Below are 13,671 nucleotides of genomic sequence, written 5' to 3' on the forward strand. Positions count from 1 at the left end.
GATGGCGCAAGACCACATTCGCTACGACATTCTCGCCCAGGACGCGCTGCGCAGCGTCATTCGCAAGGTCCTGTCCGAAATTGCGGTCACGGGTCATTTGCCGGGCGAGCATCATTTCTTCATCACCTTCCTGACCAACGCCCCGGGCGTGCGCATCTCGCAGCACCTCAAGGCGAAGTATTCCGAGCAGATGACCATCGTCATCCAGCACCAGTTCTGGGACCTCAAGGTCACCGAGAGCCTGTTCGAGATCGGCCTGTCCTTCTCCGACACGCCGGAAAAGCTCGTCATCCCCTTCAACGCCATCCGCGGCTTCTACGACCCGTCCGTCAGCTTCGAGCTGGAATTCGACGTGCCGGCGGTGGAAGAGGAGGAGGATCATTCCGCCGAGGTCACGGCCTACCCCGCTTCCCCCGAGAAGGTCGAGGACGCCGGCGAGGAGCCCGCCCCGCCGACCGGTGGCGACAACGGCAAGGGCGGCTCGGTCGTCTCGCTCGATTCCTTCCGCAAGAAGAACTGAGCCATCCGATGAGCGGCGACGTCGTCAATCTCCGCCAGTTCCGCAAGCAGAAGGCGCGCTCCGACAAGGAGAAGAAGGCCGAGCAGAACCGCATCGCCTTCGGCCGCACCAAGGCGGAGAAATCCTTGACGCACGCGCTGAACGAGAAGGCCGGAAAGGCGCTCGACCAGGGCCGCATCGAGCGCCCCGACGACGCGAAGGACTGATATTTTCCAGGCGGTTTCAGCCGCTTGCCGGAACATCCGGAATCGATCTGCCAACGACCTCAATCGCCGTGCGAGCATGGGCATGATCCGCAAATATTCCACGACGCTGCACGGCCACCGCACCAGCTTTTCGCTGGAGCCCGCCTTCCATGACGAATTGAAGCGCATTGCCGGGGAACGCGGCATGCCGCTCGCCGCGCTCCTGCGCGAAATCGACGACGCGCGCGGCGTCGACGGCAACCTCTCCTCGGCCCTGCGCCTCTTCGTGCTGGAATGGCTGAAGCGAGAGCCCACCAACGATCCGGTCAGTTGACGCCGGGCAGTTCCTCGAAGTTCAGGTTCTGCCCGCTGTTCACCGGCGGCAGTTCGCCGCCGCGCTCGACGCCTTCCTGCGGGGAGACCGGCAGGCGGCGGCGCCTGGCCTCCTCTTCCGCCTTGCGCGCTTCCTCGGCGGCCCGCTTCTCGGCCTGCCGGCGCGCCGCTTCCTGCGCTTCGAGGGCACGGCGGGCATCGTCGGCGGCCTGGCGCTTGACGCGTTCAGCCTCCTCGGCCGCCTGCTGCGCGGTGCGCTCCTGATCGGCGCGCACGCGTGCCTCCGCACGCCGCCGCTCTTCTTCCTCCGCCTGCAGGCGCGCGGCCTCGGCAAGCGCCGCACGCGCTTCGGCGCGCGAGCGGTAGAGCGCCGCCTCCCGCCGCAGGCGCTGCTTTTCCAAGACGTTCGCCTGCAGCGTCTCCACGCGCCGGCGCTCCGTCTCGAAGCGGCGCAGCGACAGGTAGTTGGCAAGCGGCTGCACGTCGATCTCCATGCCCGGCGCCGCGACGGAACCGTGATAGCCGAGCACCACCTCCGGCTCGGCGCCGGCCAGCGCCTCCTCGCCCGCCTTGTAGGTCATCGAAAGACGACCCGTCATGGTCTCGTCGGCAAGCGCCACATCCGCATCGCCGGAAAGCAGGGCCCTGCCGTCCTCCGCCGCCACGCTCTGGACGCGCAGCTTGCCCCCCGCCAGCGCAAAGGGAATGCGCACCGCCCCCAGCGCCGCCTCACCGTTCAGCACGGCATCCGCGGCGAAACCCGCAACGCGTTCCGGCGTGATGTCGCCTTCGATGCGGTCCGCCTCCGCCAGCAGCGCGGGCAGCGCGCCGGTATCAAGCCCCCGCACCACCAGGCCGGACACATTGGCCTCGCCCGAACCGCTGGCGCCCTCGACCATGGCGCGCACGCTCTTGCCGGCCGCATCGACGGCCAGCGTCACGTCCGCCCTGCCGCCGGCGACCGCTCCGCCGGGACCCGGCCACACCATCTTCGAAAGGTCCGCGCCGGAAAGCGCCGCCCGTGCCTCGAACAATCCGTTCTCCTCCGCCTTGGCGACCTTCAGCCGGCCGGAGAGCTTCCCGCCGAGCCAGTCGCCCGCCATGTCCGTGAGCGTCAGCTCGCCGCCCTTCCAGGCAAGGTTGCCCTTGAAGCCTTCCACCGCGCCATAGAGTCCCGGCCAGAACGATCCAGCCTCCAATGCCACGGTCATGTCGGCGCCCTCCTGAAGCGGCTGGCCGAGCGGCGCGGCGTTCAACCCGCCTTCGGCGACATCCGTCACCGAGCCGGCCACCGCCTCGGCAAGGAAGGCGAAATCCACCGTGTCGAAACGCAGCGCGCCCGTGCCCGCAAGCACCGGCGCCGTGCGGTCGAGCGTCAGCATGCCGGAAAAGCCGTTTTGGTCCGCCTTGCCGGCAAGGTCGCTGATCGCGATGGCATCGGCGCTCGTCGTCACCGATGCCTGCAAGGTCAGCGGCAATCCCGCGCCGCCCTGCGGCAAGGCGATGCCGTTCATCATCAGGTAGGGTTCTATGTCGTCGCTCTTGACCGAAAGCGCGAGCGATCCGGTCGCAAAGTCCTCGGCAGAAAGAACCGCCGTTCCCTTGGCGGAAATCGACGTTGTGCCGGCGTTGAAGGCGGCCGAAACGCTGGCCGGCCCCGCGGCGGGCTGCGTCAGGCGAAACGTGACGCTGCCGTCAGGATCAGCGTCGAAGGGCAGCGGATCGAGCCCGATCTGCCCCGCAAGCACGACGGACTGGGGATTGAAGAGGCTGCCCTCCAGCTCGAAATCACTGCCGTCCAGCAGGCCGGCAAGGCTTGCGGCAGACAGTTTCATCTCGACGCGCCCGTCATTCACCGGCCCGGTCAGCGTGAAGGTCGCAGGCTTCCCCTCTTCCCCGGAAACGACCGCGCGAAGGGAAAGATCGGCGTCGTCATAGTAGCCCGCATTGGCGAGGAAGCGGGACAGCAGCGGATGGGCCGGCAGGTGGCGCGCCAGCAGTTCCGCGACCGGCCGCATCGCCGCCGCCTTCAGCCTGAGGTCGAGCCCGGCACTCGGGTCAAGCAGCGTGCCCCCGAGCGTGCCGCTCGCCGAAAGCGCGGCGCCCGCAAGCGCGGCGACATTCAGGCGGTCGAGGGTCAGGAGCCCGTCCTTCATCGACAGCACGGCATCGACGTCATCGGCGCTTTCGCCGAAGGCCAGCAGGCGATCCGCCTTGATGTCGAGCGCGATCGAATGGGCAAGCACCGTGGAGAGCGAGGCGTCGCCCGCCACGAGGCCGGCGAGCGCCTGGAGCGATTCCAGCTCCACCTCGCTGCCGCGCAATTGGAGCGAGAGCGCGGGCGCGGCATCGGCGCGCGATTCCCGCTCCATCCGGCCCGTCAGCGACGCGCCGCCGACGGCGATCTCGAGGTTCTCGAAGCGCTGCAACTCGTCCGTCAGGTTCACCTCGGCGGAAAAACCGGCGGTCTTGAGCTTGCGGATTTCCGGATCGACGGAGCCCGCCAGCCACGCCGCAAGGCCCGAGGGCTGGTTGGAGGCGACCAGCATGTTGCCGGTGAAGCCGCGGTTCGTGTGCAGCGTCAGGCGTCCCTTCGCCTCCAGCGCCGTGCGGCCGGGCAGGAGCGCTTCGGCACGGTCGATCCGCCAGCCGTCGCCGTCCGGCTTCACGTCGAGGCGGATTTCGCGCACCGTCGTGTCGCCGACCACCACGGCCGGCAGGAAGAGGTTCGCGCGGCCCGGCACCTGCGGGATCGGAATATCGGCGGCGATGGCGAGAAGCCCCTGGAGACGCTGGCGGGCGGAAACCTGCGGGTTGCGCCCGGTCTTGCCGCCCTCCCCGTTCTTGCCGATGCGGCTGACATCGATCTGCTGGCCGTCGGCGGTCAGGAGGAATTCCGGCGCGCGCCCCGTGTCGAGCGTCGCCTCGCCCGTCACCGTATAGGGATCCTCGCGCGGGCCGGCCTCTAGGCGATATTCGGGCACGCGGATGCGCTCGTTGGAAAGCTCGAACTTGCCGGCGACGCGGATCGGTTCGCCGGCGCCCTCGCCGTCCGCAGGCTGTTTCTCGGAAAGGGTGAAGCTGCCCTGGTATTGCGGGCGGAAATCCACCACCTTCAGCACCCCGTCGAGATCGGCGGTATAGGAGAGCTTGTCCGGCACGATGCGGGCGCGCATGGAAAGCTCGCCGTTCTCCACCTGCCCGCTGGAAAGCTGGAACGCGCCGCTCTCGCCGTCGAGCGCCGCGCGCCCGTCGATGCGCCACGGCCCGCCGAGCGACTTTGCCGAGACCTGCGCGTCGAGACCCGCGACATGGCGCGTGCGGCCGGTCTGCTCGTCGACGAACTCGATCTGCCCGTCGGTGATGGAGACGTTTTCCAGGATGACGGTGCGGGCCGGAATGTCCGACCGCCGGCCGCGCGCCCAGTCCAGCGTGCCGTCCTCGAAGAGCTTGATGCGCGCCTTCGGCTCCTCGATGCGCATGTCGAAGATCAGCGCCTCGCCGGAAAGGAAGGGCGCGAGCTCCGCATCCATGGAAAAGCGCGCGACCTCGACCAGCGGCTTGCCGTCTTCCGGCGAGCCGACACGCACGTCGTTCAAGGTCACGGAGGGGAACGGGATCAGGCGCGCATCGACGCTGCCATACACCGTGACGGGGCGGCCCATGATGCGGCTCGCCTCGCGCTCGAAATCCTGCCGGAAGCTGGTCCAGTCGACGAAGAGCGGGGCGAGCAGCGCCGCAAAGAGCGCCACGACCACCAGGCCGCCGACAAAGAGCATGATCCTAGAAAGCACGCCGCACGCCTCGAATTCCGTTCCACCGCTTCACGATAGCGCCTAATTCTCCGGCAGGGTCGAAAAAATCTTGCCGGGATTGAGAATGTTGTCCGGATCGAGCGCGCGCTTGATCTGCTTCATCAGCAGTACCGAGCCGCCGAGCTCCTCGGGCAGGAAGGCCTGCTTGCCCTGGCCGATGCCGTGCTCGCCGGTGCAGGTGCCGTCCATGGCGAGCGCGCGTGCATTGAGCCGCCCGACGAAAGCCTCGACCTTCGCCACATGCGCCGGGTCCTTGTCGTCGAAGACGAGGCTGACGTGGAAATTGCCGTCGCCGGCATGGCCGACGATGGGCGCGAGAAGGCCGTGCTCCTCGATGTCGATTTCCGTCTCCGCCACGCAGTCGGCCAGCCGCGAGATGGGCACGCAGACATCCGTCGCGATCACGGCATGGCCGGGCCGCAACGCCTTCGCCGCCCAGTAGACGTCGTGCCGCGCCTTCCAGAGCCTGGCGCGCTCGGCGGCGTCGGCGGTCCACCGGAAGGTGCCGCCGCCGCATTCGGCGGCGATGGCGCCGAATTCCTCCGATTGCAGGCGCACGCTCTCCTCGTTGCCGTGGAACTCGACGAAGAGCGTCGGCTGCTCCGGCAGGGTGAGCCCCGAATAGGCGTTGCAGGCCTTGATCTGCAGCGTGTTGACGAGCTCGATGCGCGCCACGGGAATGCCGAGCTGGATGGTCATGATCACCGCGTTGCAGGCGTCCTTCAGCGTGGGGAAACCGCAAACGCCCCCGGCGATGACCGGGGGAATGCCCTGAAGGCGCAGCGTGACCGAGGTCAGCACGCCGAGCGTTCCCTCCGCGCCGACGAAAAGACGCGTGAGATCGTAGCCGGCCGAGGACTTGCGCGCCCGGCGCGCGGTGCGGATCTCCTCGCCGGTGGCCGTCACCACCGTCACGGCAAGCACATTGTCCTTCATCGTGCCATAGCGCACGGCATTGGTGCCGGAGGCGCGCGTTGAGGCCATGCCGCCGATCGAGGCGTTCGCGCCGGGGTCGATGGGGAAGAACAGGCCGGTATCGCGCAGGTAGGTGTTCAGCTCCTCGCGGGTGATGCCGGGCTCGACGGTGCAGTCGAGATCCTCGGCGTTGACCTCCAGCACGCGCTTCATGTTGCTGAAATCGATGGAGATCCCGCCGTCGGGCGCATTGACCTGCCCTTCCAGCGACGAGCCCGTCCCGAAGGGGACGACCGGCACCTTGAGCTCGGCGCACAGGCCGACAACCGCCCGCACCTCCCGCGCATTCTCCACGAACACGACGCCGTCGGGAAGCTGGGCGGGAATGTAGGTCGTGGTGTGCGCGTGCTGGGTACGGACCGCCTCGCCGGTCTGGAAGCGCGGACCGAAGCGCCCGGCGAGGCGGGAAAGCGCCTCGGCGATGCCCTTCTCGTTGCGCGTGCCGTTCCTGATATCCGCCAGTGCCATCGTGAGGTCCTCAATTCTGCGAGGATTACTCAGCAAATTGGCGCACGGCTGTCCAGCCGCAATATCGGCTCATCATCAGCATTTGCCGGAGGCGGGCGGGCCGGCCGTCACTCCGCCGCCTGCGGCAGGGCCTCGTCCTCGCGCCGCCCGAGCGTGGCGGCATGCTCCAGCTCGGCGGCAAGGCGCTTCTCCTCGTCCGCATGCGGACTGGTGAAGCGGGCGATCACCAGATAGGCGACGGGCGTCAGGTAGAGCGTCACGACCGTCGCAAGCCCGAGCCCGCCGACCAGCACCCAGCCGAGCGAGATGCGCGCTTCCGCCCCCGCCCCGCTTGCCAGCACCAGCGGCAGCGCACCGACGACGGTGGCGATCATCGTCATCAGGACGGGGCGCAGGCGGATGTTCGAGGCGTTCTCGATGGCGCTGCGGATGTCCTGCCCGCGGTCGCGCAACTGATTGGCGAACTCGACGATGAGGATGCCGTTCTTGGCCATGATGCCGACGAGCAGCACGAGGCCGATCTGGCTGTAGATGTTGAGCGTCGTGCCCGTCAGGATCATCGCGAAGACCGCGCAGGCAAGGCCGAGCGGCACCGTCACCATGATGATGATCGAGCTGACGAAGCTCTCGAACTGCGCCGACAGAACGAGGAAGATGATGGCGATGGCAAAGCCGAAGGTGACGATGAGGCCGCTCGAATTCTCCTGCAGCGTCGCGGCTTCCGCCATCGGCATCAGGCGCGATCCCTCGGGCAGCAGCGGCTCGGCCATGTCCTGCACCATTTTCAGCGCATCGCCGAGCGCCAGCCCGTCCTTGAGGCCGGCGGAAAGCGAGACGGCGCGCAACTGCTGCTCGCGCGAGAGCTGCGGCGCGACGGCCTTCTCCTCCAGCGAGGCGATGGAGGACATCGGCACGATCTTGCCGTCGCCGGTCTTGAGAAAGATGTTCTCCAGGTCCATCGGGTCGTTGATCGGCGTCGTGGTGGAGGACAGCTTCACCGGATAGGCCTGCCCCTCGACATAGACGTCGACGACGCTGGTGCCTTCCAGCATCGCCTGCAGCGCGGCCGAGAGGCCGGTGATGTCGATGCCGAGATCGGCGGCGCGCTCGCGGTCGATCGTCACGGAAAGCTGCGCCTGGTTGGCCTCGTAGTTGAGGCGCACGTTCTGGAAGCGGCCGCTGTCCTCGATCTTGCGCACGAGCTCGGCCGCCGCATTGCCGAGCTTGGTGTAGTCGTTGCCGACCAGCGCCACCTGCAGGCCGTTGCCCGCCCCGCGAATGCCGAGGCTGTTCGGCTGCATGGCGAAGGTGCGCACGGACGGCACGGTCGCCACCGCCGCGTTGATGTCCTGCACGATCTGCTGCTGCGTGCGGTCGCGCTCGCTCCACGGCGCCAGCGTCAGCACCATGAAGCCGCTGTTCGTCGAGCCGCCCTGCCCCGAGATGGAGAAGATGTTGACGATCTCGCCGTCGTCGTAGAGCGGCCGCAGCTTGTTCTCGATCAGCTTCATCTGGTCCTGGGCATATTCCAGCGACACGCCCTGCGGCGCGTTCACGCGCAGCATGACCATCGAGCGGTCCTCGCTCGGCGTCAGCTCGGACTTGATGGTGAAGAAGGAGACGGTCCCCGCCGCGGTGAAGAGCAGCGCGGCGATGAAGACGATGAGGGGCGCGCCGAGACAGGCGCTCAGCGTCGAGCGGTAGAAGCGCGAGGCCGCCGCGCCGATGCGGGCGAGAGGGCCGGTATGGTCATGCTTCACCTCCTTCGTCAGCATGCGCGAGGCCAGCATCGGGCAGAGCGTCAGCGCCACGAAGGAGGAGAGCAGCACGGCGAAGGCCAGCACGAAGCCGAACTCGCGGAAGAGCCGCCCCGCCTGCCCCGGCAGGAAGGAGAGCGGTACGAAGACGGCGGCGAGCGTCGCCGTGGTCGCGATGACGGCGAAGAACACTTCGAGCGTGCCGTGGATCGCCGCCGCGCGCGGCTTCAGGCCCTCGGCGCGCCGGCGCACGATGTTTTCCAGCACCACGATGGCGTCGTCCACCACGAGGCCGGTCGCCAGCACGATGGCGAGCAGCGTCAGGATGTTGACGGAAAAGCCCGCCATGTAGATGGCCGCGATCGTGCCGATCAGCGCGATCGGCATGCTGATCGTCGGGATGAGCGTCGCTCGCCAGTCGAGCAGGAAGAGATAGATGACGAGCGTCACGATCAGCACGGCGACGACGAGCGCGATCTCCACCTCGTGGATCGCCCCGTCGATGAAGACGGCGTCGTCGCTGGTGATCTTGAGTTGCGTGCCCTCCGGCAGGACGCCGCCGAGGCGCGAGACCATCTGCTTGATGCCCTCGGAGATGTCGAGCGTGTTGGATTGCGCCTGGCGGATGATGCCGAGGCCGATGCCCTGCCGGCCGTTCGAGCGCAGCGCCGTCGAGCCCTCGTCCGGCCCGAGCGTCACCATGGCGACGTCGCCGAGCCGCACGCGGTTCTTCAGGATCAGGTTCTCGAAGTCGGCGGGCTTGGCAAGGTCCGCCGTCGCGCGCACCGTGATGTCCTGGCTCCGGCTCTTCAGCGAGCCGGCCGGCACGTCGAAGGACGCGGTCGCCAGCGCATTGCGCAGGTCCGCCACCGTCAGGCCGCGCGCCGCGAGCTTCGACTGGTCGACGTCGACGCGGAAGATCTTCTCCTGGTCGCCGTAGACGACGACGTCGGCCACCCCTTCGACGGAGGCGAGCCGGTCCGTGATCTCGTTTTCGGCGAGCAGCGTCAGGTCTTCGAGGGACTGCGTGTCGGAGGTGAGCGCAAGGCGCATGATCGGCTGGCTGTCCGCATCGGCCTTGACCACGCGCGGCTCCTCGGCGCCGTCGGGAATCTGGTTCGCCACGCGGCCGAGCGCGTCGCGCACGTCGTTGGCGGCCTGGTTGACGTCGGTGGTGTCGGAGAATTGCAGGGTGACGCGGCTGCGGCCGAAGGAGGACACCGAGGAAATGTCCTTGATGCCCTGCACGCGCGAGACCGCGCCCTCGATGACGTCGGTCAGCTCGCGGTCCACCGTCTCCGGCGAGGCGCCGTCGAAGGTGGTGGTCACGCTGATGACCGGCTGGTCGACGGAGGGAAGCTCGCGGATCTCCACGCCGTTGAAGGCCGCAAGACCGGCGACGACGATCAGCGTGTTGAGGACGAGGGCGAAGATCGGCCGCCGGATGAAGAGCGCGGTAAAGCCCGCCTTGCCGGAATCGTTGAGCCCGCCCGTCTCGCCCGCCATATTACGAGCCCTCCGTCACGGCGGGCGTCTGCTGCTCGGCGGTGCGCACCGCGCCGCCCGGCCGAAGCGTCTGCACGCCCTCCGTGACGACCTGGTCTCCCTTGGCGAGCTCCGCCCGCACGAGCACCTTGTCGGGATTGCGCTGGACGATATGGACCGGCACGCGCTCGACCTTGTCGCCCTTGACCTTCCAGATATAGGAGCCGTCGGCGCTCCACTGGACGGAAAGCGGATCGACGCTCGGATAGAGATCGCCTTCGAAGCGCATCGTCACCTGGAAGGACATGCCGGCGCGCAGCAGGTCTTCGGGATTGGCTATGCGGGCGCGCACGCGCAGCGTCCGGCTTTCCTGGTCGATGCGGTTGTCGATCGCCTGCACCTTTCCCGTAAAGGTCTCGCCGGGCCGCGCGACCGCCATCGCCGTCACGTCGCCGCCGACGCGCACGCTGGTGGCGAAACGCTCCGGGACCCAGAAGTCGACGAGGATTTCCGACCGGTCGTCGATGCGCGCGATCGCCGTCGACGTCGTGACATAGTCGCCGGGATTGACCGCGATGATGCCGACCACACCACCATAGGGCGCGATGATGTCGCGGCGGCTGAGTGCCAGCTCGGCATTCCGCAGTGCAAGTTCCGCCGCCGAAAGCGCGGTCTGGGCGTCCTGCAAGTCCGCAAGGCTGGTCGAGGAGCGGAGGTTCTGCAGGCGCTTGAGCTTCTGGTCCGCGCTCTGCCGCGCCACGCGCGCCTGGTCCGCGGCAATCTTCTGTTCCTCGCTGTCGAGGCGGGCGATCACCTGCCCCTGCTTCACCCGGTCGCCCGATTCCACGAGGACCTCGGTGAGGTTGCCGGTCGCGTAGGGCGTCACCGTCACGGTGCGGATCGCCTCGCCGTCGCCGATGGCGTTCAGCCGGTCGTTGACGACGGCCATGGCGACGGGCTTGGTGGCGACGAGCGTCGCCCCGCCGCCGAACGTGCGGTTGCCGTCCCCCCTGCCGCCGCCGTCCGCCTCGCTTTTATCCGCGGGCGCGATGGCGGCGACAAGCGTGCCCGGCAGGCCCGCGGCCTCCAGCATGTCGTTCGCCCCCGGCGCGAAGCGGCCCCATAGCAGTACCCCGGCCAAAATGACGCCAAGGCTGATGAGGAGCTGTTTCCAAACCCGCATGCACACTCTCTCCAATGGAAGCGAACCGCCGCCTGTTGCGACGCGACATAGGGCGAGTATCCCGCTTTGGAAATGAACCGGCAACGAAAGAATACGATCATTACGCAATTGTAAGATTGCAGCGCCGGTCCATTACCGAAGCGTAAGAAAAGACGGGGAAATCCTCTCCCGCCGCGCCCTGGCGCAGCCGGCCGGCGACAAACCCAGAGGCGCCCGTGGACGGCGTCTTCGACGTCGGCCCCGCCAAGGCCTGAACGGCCGCGGTTTCCACAATCTTTCGGCCGTCGTTCTTCCCCGTGGAATAAAAGCAGAACGGAAAACTGGCCTTTCGGGACCGAATCACTACATTGAGCCGCATGATCAGCGGTTACGACGACATTCCCTTCTTCGACGAGGACCCGCAGCTCGGCGGCAAGCCCGCGGCGCCGGCCAAGCCCGCCGGCGGCCTCGGCATCGCCGCGCGCGCCATGGCGGCCCGCGATGCCCACCGGGCGCCGGACTATCTCTCCGGCCTCAATCCCGAGCAGCGCGAGGCGGTCGAGACGCTGGACGGACCCGTTCTGGTGCTCGCTGGCGCCGGCACCGGCAAGACGCGCGTGCTCACCACCCGCATCGCCCATATCCTCGCCACCGGCCGCGCCTTTCCCAGCCAGCTCCTCGCGGTGACCTTCACCAACAAGGCGGCGCGCGAGATGAAGGAGCGCATCGGCCTCCTCGTCGGCGGCGCGGTCGAGGGCATGCCCTGGCTCGGCACGTTCCACTCCATCGGCGTCAAGCTCCTGCGCCGTCACGCCGAGCTCGTCGGCCTCAGGTCGGATTTCTCGATCCTCGACACCGACGACGTCGTGCGCCTGATCAAGCAGATCCTCCAGGCCGAGGGCATCGACGACAAGCGCTGGCCGGCGAAGCAGTTCGCCGGCATGATCGACACCTGGAAGAACAAGGGCCTCGACCCCGCGCAGATCCCGGAGGGCGACGCGCGCGCCTTCGCCAACGGCAAGGGCCGTGAACTCTACGTCGCCTACCAGAACCGCCTGAAGACGCTGAACGCCTGCGATTTCGGCGACCTGCTGCTGCACCCGATCCGCATGTTCCGCGCCAATCCAGACGTGCTGGCCGAATATCACCAGAAGTTCCGCTACATCCTGGTCGACGAGTACCAGGACACCAACACCGCGCAATATATGTGGCTGCGCCTCCTCGCCCAGCGCCCCAAGGGCACGCCGCAAAACGTCTGCTGCGTCGGCGACGACGACCAGTCGATCTACGGCTGGCGCGGCGCGGAGGTGGACAACATCCTGCGCTTCGAGAAGGATTTTCCGGGCGCCAGGGTCATCAAGCTGGAGCGCAACTACCGCTCCACCGCCCATATCCTCGGCGCCGCCGGCCACCTGATCGCCCACAACGAGGACCGCCTTGGCAAGACGCTCTTCACCGAAAGGCACGATCCCGACGACGACAAGGTCGTGGTGCACGCCGCCTGGGATTCCGAGGAAGAAGCCCGCGCCGTCGGCGAGGAGATCGAGCAGCTCCAGCGCAGGGAGCACAAGCTGAACGACATGGCGATCCTCGTGCGCGCGTCCTTCCAGATGCGCGAATTCGAAGACCGCTTCGTCACGCTCGGCCTCAACTACCGCGTCATCGGCGGCCCGCGCTTCTACGAGCGGCTGGAGATTCGCGACGCGCTCGCCTATTTCCGCCTCGTCAGCCAGCCGGCCGACGACCTCGCCTTCGAGCGTATCGTCAACACGCCCAAGCGCGGCCTCGGCGACACGACGATCCGCAACCTGCACGACTATGCGCGAGCCCGCGACATCCCCATGCTCGCCGCCGCCGCCGACATCGTCGAGACGGACGAACTGAAGCCGAAGGCGCGCAAGGCGCTGTTCGACGTCGTCGCCGATTTCCGCCGCTGGCAGTCGCTGCTGGAGACGATGCCGCACACCGAGCTTGCCGAGCAGATCCTCGACGAGAGCGGCTATACCGCCATGTGGCAGGCCGACAAGTCGGCCGAAGCGCCGGGACGCCTTGAAAACCTCAAGGAACTGATCCGGTCTATGGAAGCCTTCGAGTCCCTGCGCGGCTTCCTGGAGCACGTCTCGCTCGTCATGGACGCCGAGCAGAACGAGAACCTCGACGCCGTCTCGATCATGACGCTGCATTCGGCCAAGGGCCTCGAATTCGAGACCGTCTTCCTGCCCGGCTGGGAGGAAGGCCTCTTCCCGCACCAGCGCGCGCTCGACGAGGGCGGCCGCTCCGGGCTGGAGGAGGAACGCCGCCTCGCTTATGTCGGCATCACGCGGGCGAAACGCCGCTGCCATATCTGGTTCGTCTCGAACCGGCGCATCCACGGACTCTGGCAATCCACCCTGCCCTCCCGCTTCCTCGAGGAACTGCCGGAAAGCCATGTGGAAGTGGCCGAGGTGGAGCAATCCTATGGCGGTTACGGCCGCGGCGGCTACGGCCAGTCGCGCTTCGACAAGCAGGAGCCCTTCCAGAACGCCTATTCGACACCCGGCTGGCGGCGCGCGCAGGCGAACCGCACGGATGCGACGCGGGACAACTGGGGCTCACGCTCCGGCCACGCGGTCGAGCGTATCGGCTATGGCGAAAGCGGCCCGCGCGGCCGCACCATCGAGGGCGAGCTGGTCGCCAAGTCGACCACGAGCGAGCCGTCGAAATTTTCGATCGGCGACCGGGTCTTCCACCTGAAATTCGGCAACGGCAACGTGGCGGCGGTCGAAGGCAACAAGCTGACGATCGATTTTGACCGCGCCGGCCAGAAGCGCGTGCTCGACGGCTTCGTCGAGCGGGTGTGATCGGCACGCGCCCAAAGGCGGGCGTTACGATAGGATTCGGCTTCCCTTCCCTTCCTTTCCTTCTCTCCGGCGGGGAAAGGTGGCGCGAAGGTTTGAATGAGGCGACACCCCACGGAAAATCTTGAATTTTC

General features: G+C 67.6%; 8 protein-coding genes. 4 read left to right on the forward strand and 4 right to left on the reverse strand.

Annotation, left to right across the window (positions count from 1 at the left end; translation table 11 throughout):
* The first annotated feature begins 1 nt into the window (after window position 1).
* The 3 genes from L0976_RS02210 (at window position 2) to L0976_RS02220 (ending at window position 1,039) form a co-directional block, all read left to right on the forward strand.
* Window positions 2-520: an SspB family protein gene (locus L0976_RS02210; protein ID WP_234185866.1), complete on the forward strand. Its 519-nt coding sequence runs from the start codon at window positions 2-4 to the stop codon at window positions 518-520.
* Window positions 521-528: 8 nt separating this feature from the next.
* A complete protein-coding gene (locus tag L0976_RS02215; RefSeq protein ID WP_234185867.1) occupies window positions 529-726 on the forward strand; it encodes a DUF4169 family protein in 198 nt (65 codons plus the stop codon).
* Between the two features lie 82 nt (window positions 727-808).
* Window positions 809-1,039, forward strand: a complete 231-nt coding sequence (locus L0976_RS02220) for a ribbon-helix-helix domain-containing protein (protein ID WP_234185869.1) — start codon at window positions 809-811, stop codon at window positions 1,037-1,039.
* Here L0976_RS02220 and L0976_RS02225 read toward each other — a convergent pair.
* From L0976_RS02225 to L0976_RS02240, 4 genes are all read right to left on the reverse strand, one after another.
* Entirely contained in the window at window positions 1,032-4,832 is a 3,801-nt protein-coding gene (locus L0976_RS02225; protein ID WP_234185871.1) for an AsmA family protein, read from the reverse strand. The two genes, L0976_RS02220 and L0976_RS02225, sit on opposite strands and share 8 nt — an antisense overlap.
* Before the next feature lie 42 nt (window positions 4,833-4,874).
* Window positions 4,875-6,296, reverse strand: coding sequence for an FAD-binding oxidoreductase (locus L0976_RS02230; RefSeq protein WP_203319269.1), 1,422 nt, complete (start codon window positions 6,294-6,296; stop codon window positions 4,875-4,877).
* A gap of 107 nt (window positions 6,297-6,403) precedes the next feature.
* Complete coding sequence (locus L0976_RS02235) at window positions 6,404-9,559, reverse strand: efflux RND transporter permease subunit (protein WP_234185873.1); 3,156 nt, start codon at window positions 9,557-9,559, stop codon at window positions 6,404-6,406.
* A 1-nt stretch (window position 9,560) separates the two neighbouring features.
* Entirely contained in the window at window positions 9,561-10,721 is a 1,161-nt protein-coding gene (locus L0976_RS02240; RefSeq protein WP_234185875.1) for an efflux RND transporter periplasmic adaptor subunit, read from the reverse strand.
* Between the two features lie 356 nt (window positions 10,722-11,077).
* Between L0976_RS02240 and L0976_RS02245 the strand changes: the two genes are divergently transcribed.
* Window positions 11,078-13,540: an ATP-dependent helicase gene (locus L0976_RS02245; protein WP_234185877.1), complete on the forward strand. Its 2,463-nt coding sequence runs from the start codon at window positions 11,078-11,080 to the stop codon at window positions 13,538-13,540.
* Window positions 13,541-13,671: the final 131 nt, after the last annotated feature.

Origin of the sequence: Shinella sp. NM-101 (assembly GCF_021401195.1) — a bacterium.
In the GTDB taxonomy this organism is placed as follows: domain Bacteria; phylum Pseudomonadota; class Alphaproteobacteria; order Rhizobiales; family Rhizobiaceae; genus Shinella.